General features: G+C 68.9%; 12 protein-coding genes. 7 read left to right on the forward strand and 5 right to left on the reverse strand.

The window, feature by feature from the left end; translation table 11 throughout:
* Positions 1–83: 83 nt before the first annotated feature.
* Together ACFW9O_RS35450 and ACFW9O_RS35455 are read right to left on the reverse strand one after the other, a co-directional pair.
* Positions 84–1985 (reverse strand): AAA family ATPase, encoded by a 1902-nt coding sequence (locus ACFW9O_RS35450; protein ID WP_384615174.1) that lies wholly within the window; start codon positions 1983–1985, stop codon positions 84–86.
* 376 nt (positions 1986–2361) lie between these two features.
* Positions 2362–2976 (reverse strand): hypothetical protein, encoded by a 615-nt coding sequence (locus ACFW9O_RS35455; protein ID WP_351174656.1) that lies wholly within the window; start codon positions 2974–2976, stop codon positions 2362–2364.
* 186 nt (positions 2977–3162) lie between these two features.
* Here ACFW9O_RS35455 and ACFW9O_RS35460 point away from each other — a divergent pair, with 186 nt between their 5' ends.
* Complete coding sequence (locus ACFW9O_RS35460; RefSeq protein WP_384615176.1) at positions 3163–4518, forward strand: peptidase C39 family protein; 1356 nt, start codon at positions 3163–3165, stop codon at positions 4516–4518.
* A gap of 179 nt (positions 4519–4697) precedes the next feature.
* Here the strand turns inward: ACFW9O_RS35460 and ACFW9O_RS35465 are convergent, their stop codons facing one another.
* The 3 genes from ACFW9O_RS35465 to araB form a co-directional block, all read right to left on the reverse strand.
* Positions 4698–6098, reverse strand: a complete 1401-nt coding sequence (locus ACFW9O_RS35465; protein ID WP_384615178.1) for a glycoside hydrolase family 43 protein — start codon at positions 6096–6098, stop codon at positions 4698–4700.
* A 534-nt stretch (positions 6099–6632) separates the two neighbouring features.
* Complete coding sequence (araA, locus tag ACFW9O_RS35470; RefSeq protein ID WP_351174650.1) at positions 6633–8144, reverse strand: L-arabinose isomerase; 1512 nt, start codon at positions 8142–8144, stop codon at positions 6633–6635.
* Positions 8145–8214: 70 nt separating this feature from the next.
* Positions 8215–9915: a ribulokinase gene (araB, locus tag ACFW9O_RS35475; RefSeq protein WP_384615180.1), complete on the reverse strand. Its 1701-nt coding sequence runs from the start codon at positions 9913–9915 to the stop codon at positions 8215–8217.
* A 530-nt stretch (positions 9916–10445) separates the two neighbouring features.
* On the opposite strand from araB, the gene ACFW9O_RS35480 reads away from it, so the two are divergent.
* The 6 genes from ACFW9O_RS35480 to ACFW9O_RS35505 all read left to right on the forward strand — a co-directional run bounded on the left by ACFW9O_RS35480 (position 10446) and on the right by ACFW9O_RS35505 (position 17798).
* A complete protein-coding gene (locus tag ACFW9O_RS35480; protein ID WP_384615182.1) occupies positions 10446–11444 on the forward strand; it encodes an ABC transporter substrate-binding protein in 999 nt (332 codons plus the stop codon).
* Between the two features lie 75 nt (positions 11445–11519).
* Positions 11520–13079 (forward strand): sugar ABC transporter ATP-binding protein, encoded by a 1560-nt coding sequence (locus tag ACFW9O_RS35485; RefSeq protein WP_384615184.1) that lies wholly within the window; start codon positions 11520–11522, stop codon positions 13077–13079.
* A complete protein-coding gene (locus tag ACFW9O_RS35490) occupies positions 13076–14179 on the forward strand; it encodes an ABC transporter permease (protein WP_384615186.1) in 1104 nt (367 codons plus the stop codon). Before ACFW9O_RS35485 ends, ACFW9O_RS35490 begins: the two co-directional genes overlap by 4 nt.
* A complete protein-coding gene (yjfF, locus tag ACFW9O_RS35495) occupies positions 14176–15201 on the forward strand; it encodes a galactofuranose ABC transporter, permease protein YjfF (protein WP_384615188.1) in 1026 nt (341 codons plus the stop codon). The genes ACFW9O_RS35490 and yjfF overlap by 4 nt, the downstream gene beginning before the upstream one ends.
* Before the next feature lie 115 nt (positions 15202–15316).
* Positions 15317–16435, forward strand: a complete 1119-nt coding sequence (locus tag ACFW9O_RS35500; RefSeq protein WP_384615190.1) for an aldose epimerase family protein — start codon at positions 15317–15319, stop codon at positions 16433–16435.
* 355 nt (positions 16436–16790) lie between these two features.
* Positions 16791–17798: a zinc-binding dehydrogenase gene (locus tag ACFW9O_RS35505; RefSeq protein ID WP_384615192.1), complete on the forward strand. Its 1008-nt coding sequence runs from the start codon at positions 16791–16793 to the stop codon at positions 17796–17798.
* Positions 17799–17808: the final 10 nt, after the last annotated feature.

Below are 17808 nucleotides of genomic sequence, written 5' to 3' on the forward strand. Positions count from 1 at the left end.
TTGGGGGCTCCGGGTCGGCCCCCACCCAAACCCACGCGTGGGCCCGCCGGGGGTCCCCCCCCCCCCCGGCGCCGATCCGCTGCTCACAGCGCCCCGGGCTCCGGCTTCCCGCGGTCCACGGGACCCCGCCCGGAGAGCACTTCGCCGTACGCCTGCATCAGGTCCGGCAGCCGGAGCGTGGCCAGATCGTCCCGGGTCGGCGCGACCGCGTAGCCGGAGAGCCGCAGATCGCGGTAGGCGCAGCTCTTCTCGTACAGGGTGCGGAGGAAGCGGCCGTTGCCCAGCTCGTCGATCCAGCCCTGGTCGACCACGTGCCCGCTGATGCTGCGCAGCTCGTCCAGCGACTCCTCGTCCCACGCGTCGCCGTTCTCGGCGGCCAGTACCCCGCCGATCGCGGTGAGTTCCAGAGGGCGGTAGCTGGGGAAGTCCACCCGGGTCGTGAAGCGTGAGGAGAGCCCCGGATTGGTGGAGAGCAGCCGGTCCATGCCCTCCGGATAGCCCGCGAGGATGACCACGAGATGGTCCCTGTTGTCCTCGGCCCGCTTGAGCAGGACCTGCAGGGCCTCGTCGCCGTACGCGTCGCCCTTGCTGTAACCGGAGTTGGAGAGGCTGTACGCCTCGTCCACGAAGAGCACCCCGCCCAGCGCCGAATCGATCAGCTCATTGGCCTTCACCGCCGTCTGGCCGAGGAACTCACCGACGAGATCGGACCGTTGGGCCTCCACCAGGTGGTCACCGCCCAGGAGGCCGAGCGCGTAGAACACCCGGCCGAGAATGCGAGCGACCGTTGTCTTGCCCGTCCCGGACGGGCCGGAGAAGACGAAGTGGCGCTTGGGCGGCTGCACCGGAAGACCCTGCTCGGCGCGGAGCCGCGCCATGTTGAGTTGCGCGGACAGGGCCTTGACCTGGCGTTTCACGGGTTCGAGTCCCACCATGCGCTCCAGCTCCGCCAGGGCCTCTGCGAGCAGCGCCGGATCGCTCGGCCCCGAGGGGAAGGCGGCGGGCGCGGGCTGTCCCGCGGACTTCTCCCTCACCCCGTCGGCACGCGGAGCCGCGCCGGCTCCGGGCAGGTCCTGCGGGTCCCCGCCGAGCCAGGGTTCGCGCCCGTCCACCAGATCGGTGCCCAGCAGTGAGTCCCCGTCGGCCTGGGCCTCCGCACCGGTGCCGTCCGGGCCGAAGCCGGCCATCGACACCGCGGCCATATCGGCCGCCTCGTCGTATCCGTCCCCCTCGGAGATCGCCGCGAGCCGGGCGGAGGTGTCCATGAAGGCCGGATCCACACGATGCACCGCCCGGTACAGCGGAAGCGCCGCCGCGCTGCGCCCGGTTCCCTCATGGGCCCGCGCCAGCCAGTAGCGCAGCTCCTTGCGCTGCGGTTGCTCGCTGCGGCAGCGCATCAGGGCGGCGGACAGCAGCGGCTCCGCGTGCCCGTACATCTCCAGACGCACCCGTGCCATCCCGCCGAAGAGCCCGGCCTCGATGCCGAGCAGTGGATCGTCGACCAGCTGCTCCGTGGTGCGCACGAGCTGCTCCCAGTCCTTGACCAGGTAGGCGCGGCACGCATGGAGGAACCGCACATGCGGATCCGTGTCGATCGGGGGAAGGCCCGCCAACGCCCGGTCCAGCTCGGGTACATGACGGCCGTCCAGCCAGTGCGAGGCGTGCGCGAGAAGCAGGTCGCGCGGGCTCTCCAGCACCGGTTGTACCCACCATCCCAGCCAGTACCAGGAGTTGAGGGTGCGTCGATGGCGCGCCCGTTGCTCGCCGAACCGGTCCCGATGGCGGTACATGCGTAAGAGCGCGGTGGTGGTGTCGATCCGCAGGGCATGGAGGCCGAGCCAGCCGTCCGCCATGCCGGGGTCGAAGCGCACCGCACTTCGGAATTCCTCTTCGGCCTGCGGGTACGCGCCCATCGTGTAGGCGTCCACGCCGCGCAGCCACGCAAGGTCGGCGGGGGCTTGTGAGCCCTGCGTGCCGATGTCCATCAGGTCCCCCACAAACCGTGCCCCCAGAATGTCCCGCCCGCACAGCATGCCCATCGGAGCGTGCCGAATCACTGCGTCGGGGACGGGAATTGACCGCACCGAGATGCATCGTACCTGCACAGGGAGTGAGCGGCGAAGGGCGTTACCGGCGCATCGGAGTCGTGACCGAGCGTGAGCGGAACGCGTCACCGGGCGGCCGGAAAACGGCGCCCGAGGGCAGAACGAAGCCCCCGATCACGGGGGAACAACCGGGGGCTCCGCGTCTGTGAGGGCTCCGAAAAGCCGCACATTGAGAACGTAAGACCTGTACGGCCCCTCGGTCAAGCCGAGTTGGGGCACGCCGGATGCGAATTCCGACTGCTCGGTATGGCGGCCCTCAACCTTCACCGTGCGTGATGATGTGACTCGTTCCCGCTGTCGCGTGAGGCGCTTCCAGCCACGCGTATCCCTCGGGCAACTGCCGTATCACCGCATCCGCGAAAGGGTACGAGGGGTCGCGGGCGAAATGCTCGAGTTCCGCGACGGTCCATCCGTCCCAGAACTCCGAGAGCGCGGGGCCGTCCCGACGGCGGCCCCGCTCCCAGGACCTGTCGCTGTCCCCTTCGAGCCAGAGCAGCTCCGCCAGGAAGGGACGCACCGCGCTCCGGCCCGCGCCCACCCCCTCGATCAGCATCACCGGGGCGGGCGGCAGCGCACGCGCCGGCCCGAAGCGCCTGCCCGTCCAGTCGTACGGGGCGTAATGCGCCGTCTCCCCGCGCGAGAGCGGGCCGAGGACCTGGGCCCGCAGCCGGCCCGTCCAGGCGAAGAGCTCGTCATGGGTGGCGAGGTCGTCCAGATGCAGCACGGGGGCGTCGTCCAGGGCTGCGGCCAGCCGGCCCGCGAAGGTCGTCTTGCCCGAGCCCGCGTGTCCGTCGACCGCGATCAGCCGCACCGGCCCGCAGGACGGGGCCAGGGAGCGCAGGCGGCGGGCGTGGTCCGCCAGGTCGTTCATGTCTCCACCCTAAGGGCTGCACCGCGCCCCGGCCGGAGCCCTCGCAGGTCACGCCAGTGGACCAGACCAATATTGATCACGCGACGCGGTGCGAATCGCTGGCCGGATCCGGTCCGGACCCGCAATAGTTGGCGCACCGCTCGGCATCCGCAGCCCCATATCCGCTCACGACAGGGGGTCTCGCCCATGACCAGACCGACTTCACGCAGAACCGTGCTGACCGCCGCGCTCGCGGCCGGCGCAGGCGCGGTGTCCGCCGCAGGCTCCGCCGCGGCCGCTCCTGCCCGCACCTCTCCCACCCCGGCGGTCGCCTCGCTCGTCGACAACCATTTCTGGAGCACCTACACCGACTGGCGCTTCGGTACCTCCGCGGGCACACGCGCTGTCGCCGGCCGCAGGCCGGGTCTCGTGATCTCGACCCCCGCCGGGACCACCGACTACGCCGACCCGCACACGGGTAGGACCACCACCTGGGAGTACGCGACCTGGACCTCACCCGTCCACCGCTCCTCGGTGCCGGCCACCGAGGTGATCGCCTCCTGGAACGCCCGCACCCCGGCCGGTACATGGATCCAGATCGAGCTGCGCGGCCGGTACTCCGACGGGACCGACACCCCCTGGTACGTGATGGGCCGCTGGGCCTCCGGCGACGCGGACATCCGCCGTACCTCCGTCGACGACCAGACCGACGACAGGAGCACGGTCTGGACCGACACCTTCTCGGTGGACGACGCCGCGAGCGGGCTGCGGCTGGTCTCGTACCGGCTGCGGCTCACGCTCCACCGGACCCCGGGCAGCCGTCTCACTCCCACGGTCCACCGCGTAGGCGCGATGGCCTCGGACGTCCCGGACCGCTTCACCGTCCCGGCCGCCGCGCCGGGGCTCGTCCGCGAACTGCCGGTGCCCCGCTACTCGCAGAACGTCCACGTGGGGCAGTACCCCGAGTACGACAACGGTGGCGAGGCCTGGTGCAGCCCCACCTCCTCGCAGATGATCATCGAGTACTGGGGGCGCGAGCCCACCGCGGACGACCTGTCCTGGGTCAAGCCGGGGCTCGCCGACCCCCAGGTCTGCCACGCGGCCCGCTACACCTTCGACTACCAGTACGAGGGCTGCGGCAACTGGCCCTTCAACGCCGCCTACGCGGCCACGTACAAGGACATGAACGCGGTCGTCACCCGGCTCGGGTCGCTTAAGGATCTGGAGAAGCTGGTCGGCGCGGGCGTGCCGGTCATAACGTCCCAGTCGTTCCTCAAGACGGAGCTGACCGGGGCGGGCTACGGCACCTCCGGCCATCTGATGACCGTCATCGGCTTCACGGCCGACGGCGATGTGATCGCCAATGACCCCGCCTCGCCGGACAACGGGGCCGTGCGGCGCGTCTACCTTCGGCGCGAGTGGGAAAATATCTGGCTGAGGACCAAGCGCTACGACGCGAACGGCGCAGTCAGGAGCGGTACGGGCGGTGTCTGCTACGTCTACTGGCCGACGGACCCGACACCGGGTCAGCAGCGGGTTCTGAGGTCGCTGGGCCTGGTCTGAGCGGGGAACCCCACGGCCGCCTCGACGACCTGACGGCAGTGCTCCTGGGCCGTCCTGGGCGAGGTGGCCGTACGGGGTCCACCGTGACGTCGACCAGGCGATGTCCCAGGTGCTGATGTCGAGTGGGGACCCCGCCGGGCGCCGGCTCGGCCGGCGCTGCCCTGCGGTCGCGGCGCCGGTCAGTAGCCGACCGAGAACGTGGCGTCGGCCCTGTCGGTGGCGGTCACGACAGGGTCTGTCCGAAGGGCGTAGCCGGAGTGCCGGATGTAGTGGGTCGGGTTGTTGTGTGAACGGAAGGACGTCCAGGAGGCGTCGGCGAGGCCGGCGACCCGGTGGAAGGTCGCATCCGCTGCGAATCCGGCTGTGCCGTCACTCTCGTCCAGGCGCAGCGCGTAGTTGAAGTGACGCAGGTAGCGGGTCGGGTAGTTGACCGACTGGAAGGACACTCCGGAAGGGTCGGCGAGGCCGGGTACCAGCTTCCACTGCGAGTCGGGGTACGGGTCGAACGGGTAGGTGTCCAGCCGTGCGATCAGGTTGGCGTGACGTACGTACCGGTCCGGGAAGTTGTAGGACTTGAGCCGGTTCCAGGCGGGTGCTCCCCACCGCGTCACGAGATTGCTGTGCTGGCCGGCGGTGATGGCGGCGATGGTGCAGTGCTTGGCGTTGAGGGGATGGGTGTAGAGCCGCTGGTCGACGGGGGTCCAGCTGCCGGCGGCGAGATCGTTGGTCCGCCAGGCGTAGAGGACGCCGTTCGGCGTGTACGTGTCGCCCCACAGGTACCAGGTGTTCGAGGTCAGGGACTTCACCAGAGTGGGCGCTTCGGTGCCACCGTGGGCGAGCGAGTTGCCGAAGGGAACGAAGCTTCCCGGGTTCAGCGACGTGGACCGGGCCCCGGTCAGACCGCCGGTGGCGCTGTTCTTGAAGAACAGGTAGTTGACGCCGTTGACCCCCACCGCCATGTCCCCGTCGATGACGTCGTATCCCGGGTCGAAGAAGACCTGCGGCGCGGAGACCGTCAGGAAATCCGTCGTGTAGTTGACCATGATGACGCTGTGCCCGGTCGAGTTCACCGATGAGTAGATGAGGGCGTACTGGCCCCGGGAGGCGTCCCAGAAGGCTTCCGGGGCCCAGCTGTGGGTGGCCATGTCGTGCAGCTTGGGGCGCCGGTAGTTGGTGAACGTGCGCAGGTCGGCGGAGTCCCAGACATGGATGTACTGGCTGTTGTAGCCCCAGTCGGTGCCTTTCAGATCGGTGGCGAGAACCACGAAGGTGCCGTCCTGCTTACGCAGGATGAACGGGTCGCGCAAGCCGCCGGCGCCCGCGGTGGGAGTGACCACCGGTGCGTTCTGGTTGAGCGGCATCCAATTCAGGGAGTCGGTGCTGACAGCCAGGTGAAGGCCGTAGTCGTTGCCGTTGTTCAGCGGTGACTCGGTGAAATAGCCCATGACGTATGCCGAATCGGCGGCATGGGCGGTCCGGGCCCCTAGGGACAAATCGGCGGCCAGGGCCACAGAAGTGGCTGCGGAGACGCCGAGAAATGAACGGCGCGACAGGGGGCGGGGGCGGGAGGAAAAGCTCATCGGAACTCCGGTTGTCTCGCTGGAGGCAGGGTTCTCGGGCGGACTGAGGACGCGCAGGTGCGATGGATGCCGGGAATTGCCGTGCGTTCGATATGTCGAACGCGGTTCGGTTGAGCGGTCAGAAATTAGGGGCCCGCCGCTGCGGCGTCAATGCCTGCGACGTAATTCCTTGCGCCTGCCGTTGACCCCGTATCTGCTCGGCCCTCACCCCGCCGAAGGGCGTCCTGGACGTTGACTCCGCATTGCCCGGCGCTTATGGTTCCGGCGGCATCGTGACATATGTTCGATATTCCGAACCTCGGGGCCTCTCCCCTTTCTGTGCAGAGGAAAGAATTGGCCATGGCAGGAACTGACGTTTCCATATTCTGCTTCGAGACCATCGGGTGAGGAGACGTTCGGGCCCGCGCCATTTTGAAGGCCTTGAGCACGCGAATACCGACGGCACGCTGACCGGCGCACGCTCCGGACGTCGTATCCACACGCAGTAGGGGGCCGGGGCGTGACCCGCCCCGGCCCCCTACTGACCGAACAGCGTCACAACCCCAGAGCAAGGCGGTGATACGCCTGGTTCCAGCGCAGTTCGCGCGTGAACTGCCGCACGCTCGTCGCCCCGTCGATGACAGCGAGTTCCATGCGAAGCATCTCGGCCAGATCGTCCAGGTGCTCCGTGGTGAGCGCGGTGCTCAGCACGGTGTGGTGCGGGCCGCCGGCCGTGAGCCACGACTCGGTGGAGGTGCGCAGGTCGGGGCGGGGCTGCCAGACGGCGCGGGCCACAGGAAGGGCGGGCAGGGGCTCGGCCGGGGACACGACGTCGATGTCGTTGGCGACCAGGCGGAAGCGGTCCCCGAGGTCGGCCAGGCCGACAACGACGCCTGGGCCCGGAGCGGCGTCGAACACCAGACGTACGGGGTCCTCGCGGCCGCCGATGCCCAGTGGATGGATCTCGCAGCTGGGAGTGCCGGTCGCTATCGTCGGGCAGACCTCGAGCATGTGCGCGCCCAGGATGACTTCGCTGCCGGGCGTGAGGTCGTAGGTGTAGTCCTCCATGAAGGACGTTCCGCCCGGGAGGCCCGCGGCGGCGACCTTGAGAGCACGCAGCAGGACGGCGGTCTTCCAGTCGCCCTCGCCCCCGAAGCCGTAGCCCCGGGACATGAGACGTTGCACGGCGAGACCCGGGAGCTGGCGCAACCCGCCGAGGTCCTCGAAGTTGGTGGTGAAGGCCTTGAACCCGCCCTCGTCGAGGAAGGTGTTCAGACCTGCTTCGATGCGGGCCGCGTAGCGGAGCGACTCGTGCCGTTCGCCCCCGGTGCGCAGCTCCGGTGCCAGGCGGTAGGTGTCGTCGTACTCCTTGACCAGGGCGCTGACCACTGATTCGTCCGCGCTGTCGACCACGTCGACGAGGTCGTTGACGCCATAGGTGTTGACGGAGACCCCGAAGCGGAGCTGCGCCTCGACCTTGTCGCCCTCGGTGACGGCCACGTCGCGCATGTTGTCGCCGAAGCGGGCGACCTTGAGCGTGGAGAGTTCGGAGCGGGCGGCTGCGGCACGGGCCCAGGTGGTGACCCGGGCGACCGTCAGAGGATCGGTGACATGGCCGGCCACGGTCTTGCGGGCCACCCCGAGGCGGGACTGGATGTGCCCGAACTCGCGGTCGCCGTGGGCGGCTTGGTTGAGATTCATGAAGTCCATGTCGATGGTTGCCCAGGGCAGGGCGACGTTCGACTGGGTGTGGAGGTGGAGCAGGGGCTTGCGCAGGGCGTCCAGGCCGGAGATCCACATCTTCGCGGGAGAGAAGGTGTGCATCCAGGCGATGAGGCCGACGCAGCGATCGTCGCTGTTCGCCTCGAGGCACATGCGCCGGATCGAGGAGGCCTCCGTCAGTACGGGCTTCCACACGATGCGCGCGGGGAGGTCGCTCGCGTCGGCGAGAGCAGCGGCGATCTGCCCGGACTGCTCGGCCACCTGACGCAGGGTCTCCTCGCCGTAGAGGCCCTGGCTGCCGGTGAGGAACCAGATCTCGTGGACGGGTGAAGCGGGGCTGGACACGGGAGCTCCTGGAGGTAGTCGTGTACGTGGCGGGGCCGCGCGCAGAGCGTTGCGGGCGTCGTGGCCGGTGTCAGAGGGAGGCGATCGCGTTGTTGCGTACGTTCCTCAGGCGGTGCAGAAGGTCGCCGGTGCCGAAGTGGTCGTGCAGCAGCCGGTATTCGGCGAACAGCGCGTCGTAGGCGTCGGCGCGCGCGGGGTCGGGCGTGAAGGCGTCGCGCTTCAGGCTGCCCATGGCGGCTGTCGCGGTGCGCACGTCAGGGTGCGCTCCCGCGGCGACGGCGGCGTGGATGGCCGAGCCGAGTGCCGGTCCCTGCTGGGAGGTCGCGAGGGAGACAGGGCGGCGCAGTACGTCGGAGTAGATCTGCATGAGCAGGTGGTTCTTGGCCAGTCCGCCGGCCACGATGAACTCGTTCACCGGGACGCCGCCGCTCTCCAGCGTCTCCACGATGACGCGGGTGCCGAAGGCGGTGGCTTCCAGGAGCGCGCGGTAGACGTCTTCGGGCCGGGTGGCCAGGGTGAGTCCCACGATGACACCGGAGAGGTGGTGGTCGACGAGCACCGAGCGGTTGCCGTTCATCCAGTCCAGGGCGACCAGCCCATGCCCCCCGACCGGTTGCAGAGCCGCCTTGCGGGTCAGCAGGGTGTGCAGATCCTCGCCCAGGGACGCCGCCTCTTCGAGGTACTCCGCCGGGACGCCCTGGCGCAGGGCCCAGGCGAAGATGTCGCCGACCGCGCTCTGCCCCGCCTCGTAGCCGTAGGTGCCCTCCACGATGCCTCCGTCGACGACACCGCAGATCCCGGGGACGTCGGCCAGCACGGGAGCATTGACGACATGGCAGGTGGAGGTGCCCATGATGGCCAGCAGACGCCCGTCCTCCACGGCTTGGGCGGCCGCCGCGGTCACATGGGCGTCGACGTTGCCGGCAGCGACGGCGATACCGGCAGGAAGGCCGGTCCAGTCGGCAGCCCTGGCGGACAGTGATCCCACACGGGAGCCGAGTGCGGACAGAGGGAACTCGAGCCGGGTCCGGGCGAAGTCCGAGAAGCGTGGGTCCAGGCCGGCCAGGTACTGCTCGCCGGGATAGGAGCCGTCCTGGTGGATGCCCTTGTACCCGGCGGTGCAGGCGTTCCGCGACTCCGCACCGGTGAGCTGCCACACGATCCAGTCCGCCGCCTCGATCCAGCGGGCACACGAGTCGTACACCTGCGGGTCCTCCTCCAGGACCTGCAGGGCCTTGGCGAACTGCCATTCGGCCGAGATCTTGCCGCCGTACCGAGAGATCCACTGTTCGCCCCGTGCGTGAGCGAGAGCGTTGATGCGATCGGCCTGTCCCTGTGCGGCGTGGTGCTTCCACAGCTTCGGCCAGGCGTGAGGGCGGTCGGCGAGCCCGGTCTCGGCCAACGGGGTCCCGTCCGCGAGCGTGGGAAGCACGGTGCAGGCAGTGAAGTCGGTGGCGATGCCGATGACCGAGACGGGATCGATGCCCGCCGCCGTGACAGCCGCCGGCACTGCGTGGCGCAGGACATCGACCCAGTCCTGGGGGTGTTGCAGGGCCCAGTCGGGCGGCAGTGACGCGCCGGTGCCGGGCAGGTTCCGGTCGATCACCCCGTGCGGGTAGTCGTGTACCGCGGTGGCCAGCTCCGCTCCGTCGCGCACACGCACCACCACGGCGCGGCCCGACAGAGTGCCGAAGTCCACTCCCACGGTGTACTGCTCGGAGTCCTCGGAACGCGGGGGTACGGGGGACGCGGGGGGATGGGGTGACGTCACCAGGGGTGCCTTTCGAGGAAGTTGTTCAACCGCGAGCGGCCGGCATGAGGGCGGCGACTCGCGTGGGCCCAGGGCGCGGGCTTGCTCGACAGTCGAAGTGTGAGCGCTAACAATCGCGAAATCAAGAGTCGCGCGCTGCCGGCGCCTCTCGCGCGAGAGGTGACCGTGTGTGCCACCGGCCTGGGCGTGGGTCAAATGTTGTCCGGTTATGGGTAAATGGTTCTGATCTGCTCGGCAGTTCCGTGTCCTGCATGCGTCACGGAGAGCCCCGTGGTGGCGCGTTTGCCGATGGGGAAGAGGTCGGTCGACCTGAGGCATGTAGCAAGATAACGGAAAAGTAACGCGCGTCAAGGGATTGAGATGTTGAGCTGTTAGCGCTCACAATGCTGCGGCACCCACCCTTCGAGGCGGGCCTGTCGGGATCGTTCCCGCTGCCGGCTCCCTTGCTCGAACAGGGCTCAACTCGCCTGCGGAGACCGCCTCGTGGTCGCGCCGACGTGAACTTCGTGTATCCCGAAAGGACACCCATCATGGCTCGCAGAGCTGCCATTGCCGTCAGCATCGCCCTCATCGCGTCCTCGGCGCTGACCGCCTGCTCCACGGAGAACCCCGCGTCCGGATCCGCGGGCGCCGGCGGGGGCGACTCCGACGGCAAGATCGTGCTCGGCTTCGCCCAGGTCGGCGCCGAGAGCGGGTGGCGTACCGCCAACACCAAGTCCGTCCAGGAGGCGGCGAAGAAGGCCGGCATCACCCTCAAGTTCTCCGACGCGCAGCAGAAGCAGGAGAACCAGATCAAGGCGATCCGCACCTTCATCCAGCAGAAGGTCGACGTCATCGCCTTCTCGCCGGTGGTGGAGTCCGGCTGGGACACCGTCCTGAAGGAGGCCAAGGACGCGGGTATCCCGGTGATCCTCACCGACCGTGCGGTGGACAGCAAGGACACCTCGCTCTACAAGTCCTTCCTGGGCTCGGACTTCGTCAAGGAGGGCAAGTCCGCCGGTGAGTGGCTGACGGCGGAGTACGAGGGCAAGGACGCGCCGGTCAACATCGTCGAACTCCAGGGCACCACCGGCTCGGCCCCGGCCAACGACCGCAAGTCCGGCTTCGCCGACGTCATCAAGGGCGACGACAAGTTCAAGATCACCGCCTCGCAGACCGGCGACTTCACCCGCGCCAAGGGCAAGGAGGTCATGCAGGCCTTCCTGAAGTCCCAGAAGGACATCGACGTCCTCTACGCCCACAACGACGACATGGCGCTCGGCGCGATCCAGGCGATCGAGGAAGCGGGCAAGAAGCCGGGCGCCGACATCAAGATCATCTCGGTGGACGGGATCAAGGACGCCTTCGTCGCGATGGCCGCAGGCAAGATCAACGTCGTCGTCGAGTGCAACCCGTTGCTCGGTGACCAGCTGATGGAGCTGACCAAGAAGGTCGCAGCGGGGGAGAGCGTGCCGGCCCGTGTGGAGACCGAAGAGGGAGTCTTCCCCCAGGACAAGGCCGAGGCCGCACTGCCGACCCGTAAGTACTGACGCACGTCCGACCGGCACGGAGGAGGCCCCGGCGCGGTGCGCCTCCTTCGGCCACACCTCATGAGAGGAGGGCGGATGGCAGCCCCACCCACCCCCCAGGCAGAGACGGCCGACCAGCGACGGCCGGTTCTGGAAGCCCACGGAATCCGCAAGCAATTCCCGGGTGTGCTCGCCCTGGACGGGGTAGCCCTGCGGCTCTACCCCGGAGAGGTTCACGCCTTGATGGGCGAGAACGGCGCGGGGAAGTCCACTCTGATCAAGGTGCTCACCGGCGTGCACCCGGCCGACGAAGGCACGATTCTCGTCGGCGGACGGCCACAGGAGTTCGGCGACCCCCTCCAGGCCCAGCGTGCGGGCATCAGCACCGTCTACCAGGAGGTCAACCTCTGCTCGAACATCTCCGTCGCCGAGAACATCCTCATCGGCCGGGAACCCCGCAGGTTCGGTCTCATCCACTGGTCGGCGCTGCGGCAGCGGGCGAGGGAACTCCTGACGGAACTCGACCTCGACCTGGACGTCACCGGTCCGCTCAGCACGCACTCCCTGGCCGTACAGCAACTGGTCGCCATCGTCCGGGCCGTGGATGTGTCGGCCAAGGTCCTCGTGCTGGACGAACCCACCTCCAGCCTCGACCGGGAGGAAGTCGCGCAGCTGTTCACACTGGTACGTCGCCTGCGGGACCGCGGTGTGGCCATTCTGTTCGTCACCCACTTCCTCGATCAGGTCTTCGACATCTGCGACCGCGTCACGATTCTGCGCAACGGCCGCCTGGAGGGTGAGTACCCCATCGAGGAACTCACCCCTGTCACCCTGGTGCAGCGCATGATCGGCGGCGCCCTGGCCACACTCGACCAGCTCTCGGACGAAGCCCACCGGGAAGCCTCCGAACGCGCCGGTGGCGAGCCGTTCCTGAGGGCGCGGCAGCTGACGCGTACCGGATTCATCGAACCGTACGACCTGGACATCCGTCCCGGAGAGGTCATCGGGCTGGCCGGGCTGCTCGGCTCCGGCCGAACGGAGGCCGCCCGACTGCTGTTCGGCGCGGACAGTGCGGACGCCGGCGAGCTGAGTGTGGAAGGCGAGACGGTCTCGTTCCGCACCCCGCGCAACGCCATCGCCCACCGGATCGCGTTCTGCTCGGAGAACCGCAAGTCCGAGGGGCTCGTGGGTGAACTGACCGTCCGCGAGAACATCGTGCTCGCACTGCAGGCCGCCCGTGGCTGGACCAAGCCCCTGTCCCGCGCCAAGCAGGACGAGCTGGCGCGGCACTGGATCGACGCCCTGGACATCCGGCCCGCCGCCCCCGAGGCCCAGGTGCGCCATCTCAGCGGAGGCAACCAGCAGAAGGTCCTGCTGGCTCGCTGGCTCCTGACGGACCCCAGACTGCTGATCCTCGACGAACCCACCCGGGGCATCGACATCGGGGCCAAGGCCGAGATCCAGAAGCTCGTGGCCCGCCTCGCGGCGGAGGGCACCGCCGTGCTGTTCATCTCCGCGGAACTCGAGGAGGTCCTGCGCCTCAGCCACCGCATCGCCGTGCTGCGGGACCACCGCATGGTCGCCACCCTCACGAACGACGACAGCGTCACACCCGAACGCATTCTGGCCACCATCGCCACCGGAGCGCATTCATGACCCCGCAGCCTGCCAAGGCCACAGCGGCCGACGGCCTCCGGAAGCGGCTGGCCGGCCACCGACTCCTGTGGCCCTCGCTCATCCTGCTCGCCCTGTTGCTCGGCAACCTCGCCTTCACGCACGACTTCCTCGCGGTGCGCGTACGCAACGACCACCTCTACGGCAGCCTCATCGACATCGTGCAGTTCGGCGCGCCCCTCATCCTGGTGTCGCTCGGCATGACGCTCGTCATCGCCACCCGTGGTATCGATCTCTCCGTCGGTTCCACCGTCGCCATCGCCGGCGCGCTCGCCTGCCAGCACATCGCAACCTCCGAACATCCCGGCAGCGTCGGCACCATGGCCACGGCAGTCGTCATCGCGCTGTGTGTGGCGTCGGTACTCGGCCTGGCGAACGGGCTGCTCGTCTCACGGCTCGGAGTGCAGCCCATCGTGGCCACCCTCATCCTGATGGTGGCCGGCCGCGGCGTCGCCCAGCTGATCACCGACGGGCAGATCATCACGGTGACCAGCAGCTCCTACAAGATGATCGGCGGGGGCTACTGGCTCATGTTCCCCTTCGCCGTGCTCCTCGCGGCGGCCGTCGTCGCGCTCACCTCGGCCATCACGCGGCGCAGCGCACTGGGCCTGCTGATCGAGTCGGTGGGCGGTAACCCCACGGCCAGCCGCCTGGTCGGCATCCGCGCAGCCGGTGTCCTCACCGTGGTCTACGTCTTCAGCGCCCTGTGCGCCGCGATCGCCGGACTGATGATCAGCTCCAACGTCTCCAGCGCCGACGGCAACAACGCCGGTCTGTGGATCGAACTCGACGCGATCCTCGCCGTCGTCGTGGGAGGCACGGCGCTCACCGGAGGGCGCTTCTCCATCGGCGGCACCGTCCTGGGTGCGTTGATCATCCAGACGCTCTCGACCACCGTGTACACCCTGGGCGTTCCGCCCGAGGTCACACTCGTCTTCAAGGCAGTCGTCGTCATCGTCGTCTGCCTCGTGCAGTCCCCGGTATTCCGGGCCAAGGCACTGCGCCGCCGCAGAAGAACGGCGCCCCCCGGATCACACACCACGGCGGGCGAGGCCCCGCTGCAGCAGGAGGTACGTGCATGAGCACCGGCATCGCGGGGGCCGCCGCGACCCTCACCCGGCCCTTCCGTGCGACCGCCTCCGCGCGCAGTCGCGCCCGGATCCCCCTGATGGTCACCGCCGTGCTGCTGGTGGCGATGTTCGCCGTGGGCTCGGTGCGCTACGACGGGTTCTTCTCGGCACAGGTCCTGCTCAACCTCCTGATCGACAACGGCTTCCTCCTGGTCGTCGCCGTCGGCGTCACCTTCGTCATCCTCACCGGTGGCATCGATCTCTCCGTCGGGTCGGTCGTCGCCCTGTCGACGATGCTCACCGCCTGGCTGGTCGAGCAGCACCAATGGCCGCTGGTCTCCGTCATCCCTCTGGTGCTGCTGGTGGGAGGGGCAGGGGGCTCCCTGATGGGCTGGATCATCCACACCTTCGAGATCCAGCCGTTCATCGTCACCCTCGCCGGCATGTTCCTGGCCAGGGGCCTGTGCTACACCATCAGCACCGAGTCCATCTCGATCAGCGACCCCACCACGGTGCAGATCGCGCAGACGCGTCTCTACACACCCGGGGGACTCTTCGTCTCCATCTCCGTGGTCATCGCGCTGGCCGTGGTGGTGATCGCCTTCGTGACCCTCCACCACACCCGGTTCGGCCGCAACGTCTACGCCTTGGGCGGCAACGAGAACTCGGCCCGCCTGATGGGTCTGCCGGTCGGCACGACGAAGGTCGCCGTCTACGCGATCAGCGGCCTGTGCTCCGCACTCGGTGGCGTGCTGCTGACCTTCTACATGCTCTCCGGCTACGCCCTGCACGCCATGGGCCTGGAGCTCGACGCCATAGCCGCCACCGTCATCGGCGGCACCCTCCTGACGGGAGGTTCGGGGTTCGTCCTGGGTACGGCCTTGGGCGTTCTCGTCCTGGGCATGATCCAGACGGTCATCAACTTCCAGGGCACGCTCAGCTCCTGGTGGACCCGCATCGTCATCGGGGCCCTGCTGCTCGTCTTCATCGTGCTGCAGCGCCTGATGAGTGGCCGCCGGCCCGCCGCCGACTGACGCCTCGAACGCCTCTCCTCCCACCGGTCGGCCCGCCCAGCACCGCGCGCCGCGGCCGCCCGCCCCTGCCCGGTTCCGCTACCGGGCAGGCCACACGTCCAAGGGAACACAGACCATGGGACATCCACAGGAATCAGTGGGCGGACCGCCCCGGCCGAAGACGGGCGATGCCCCCGGGCGGGTCCGTAGACCCTTCCCGTCGGCGGACGTCGGGACAGGCGACCGGTGGGTCTTCGGATTCCCCGGCCAGGCACGCGCGGAAGTCCACACACGCGGCGCCCGCTTGCACTCGCTTCTCGTACCCGACCGGTGGGGCCGCCTCGCGGATGTCGTCCTCTCCCCCCGGGACGCAGGGGCGCTCCAGGGGGAGGCCCGCTACTTCGGTGCGACGGTGGGCCGCTACGCGAACCGCATCGCCCACGGCCGGCTCACCGTCGACGGGGTCACCCATCGCCTCGACACGCAGGACACCGGTCACAGCCTGCACGGCGGCCCCGACGGGTTCGATCAGCGGTCCTGGCGCTGCGAACCCTTTCACTCCGCCAACCGCACCGGCGTCAGGCTCTTCCTGCACAGCCCGGACGGGGACCAGGGGTTCCCGGGCGCCGTGAGCATCCGCGTGAGCTACACGCTGGACCGGGAGGACAACCTGACCATGTCCTACCAGGCCGAGGCCGAAGCGCCGACCGTCGTCAACCTCTCCAACCACGCCTTCTGGAACCTCGAGGGAGAGGACCGCGGCAACATCCTGGCGCACCATCTCCAGATCGACGCGCCGCTGTTCACCCCGGTCGACGCCGAACTCATCCCCGAAGGCCCTCACCGGCCGGTCAGCGACACACCGTTCGACCTGCGCCGTCCCCGGCGGCTGTCCGACGTCCTCACCCACACCGACACCCAGCTCATCACCGCGGGAGGGGGGTTCGACCACAACTGGGTCCTCTACCCGGCGCGGCGCTCCCAGCTCCGCAGGGCGGCCGTTCTCCACGCCCCGGTGTCCGGGCGGCGCCTCGAAGTCCGCACCACAGAACCAGGTATGCAGGTGTACACCGGAAACGGCTTCTCCGGAGACGTCATCGGAAAGGGCGGCAGGCCGTACCGCGCCTACGCGGGGATAGCCCTGGAAACCCAGCACTTCCCGGATTCGCCCAACCGGCCAAGTGATCCGACCACCGTGCTGAGGCCCGGTGAGGTGTACCGGTCCACCACGGTACTGAGCTTCACGACGGACTGACCGGAGAACCCGCGGGTACCCGGCCCGGGGTAAGGGCGGTGCACCGAACCAGAGACGGTGCGGGCGGATCTCTGCGCCGGGCCGTGTCCGCCGAGGTCGTCCGGGTGGCCATCCCCCCGATGTCCGGCCAACTCGCCAGGCTCGGCTTCGAAGGGCTTCCCGATGGCGTACGCACGCCCATTGACTTCGTTTCGACGCCGCCTCTAACGTACCGCCAACATCTCGAACGTCATTCGATATACCGAACGGATCGGGTCATGGTGATGATCGTCGCAAGACAAGGACTCCGGCACGGCAGCCGTCCGCGCCGACCGGAAGAGGCTCTGCGGCACCACCGGCCCATGGACGGTGAATGATGAGTGCCGCGATCCTGGTCACCGGACCGGGAGCGCACCGGCTGATATCGCAACCAGTCGTGTCACCCGGTCCGGCCGAAGCGCTGGTCCGAGTGCACAGCAACGGGATCTGCCGAAGCGACACGGACATACTCCGCGGTGCGAGACCCGACGGCTATGTCCGGTATCCACTCACGCCCGGCCATGAGTGGTCCGGAACCGTGGAGCGCGTGGGCAGCGGGGTGCCGGAAGGGCTCCTGGGCCGGAAGGTTGTCGGCGAGAGTGCCCGGGGATGCCAGATCTGCGAGCGGTGCCACCTGGGCGAGAGCACGCTGTGCGAGTCGGGGTACGAGGAGACGGGGTTCACCCAGCCCGGCGGCATGGCCGAAACACTCGTGATTCCCGCACGGCACCTGCATGTGCTTCCGGACGACGCGGATCTTGCCGCGGCCGCCCTGCTCGAGCCGGCTGCCTGCGCGGTGGCCGCCGTGCTCAAGGCGCGTCCCCTCCCCCTGGAGAGCATCGCAGTGCTCGGCGACGGGGTGTTCGGGCTCCTCGTCGTCCAGTTCCTGGTGGCCACCGGTGCGAAGCGGGTGACCGTGGTGGGTTCGGGCGCGGGCCGCGAGGGACTGGCCCTGGCTCTCGGCGCGCATGCCTACATCGCTCTCGGCGAGCCTCTGCCCCAGGAGTTCGACGTCGCCGTACACACCGTTGACGCGCACACCACCTCGCAGCAGGCAGTCGGAACACTCCGGAAGGGCGGTCGCCTGATCGGTACGAGTACGGGTCTCGGCCCGGACCTGCTCGATCCTGCGGAACTCATGAAGCGGCAACTGAATGTGCAGTGCGTCCTCGGAGCGACATCGGCGGCGTGGGTCCGTGCCGTGCGGGCCTTCACCTCGGGACGGCTCTCCACCCGCCCTCTGATCACGCACACCTTCGGCCTGGACGCCTACCAGCAGGCCATACAGCTCTCCGAATCGGCCGCCCCGGGTGTCGGCAAGGTACTGCTCAGGCCCGGGGCGTGACGTACCGCGA

It is taken from the genome of Streptomyces sp. NPDC059499, assembly GCF_042749285.1.
Taxonomy (GTDB): Bacteria; Actinomycetota; Actinomycetes; order Streptomycetales; family Streptomycetaceae; genus Streptomyces.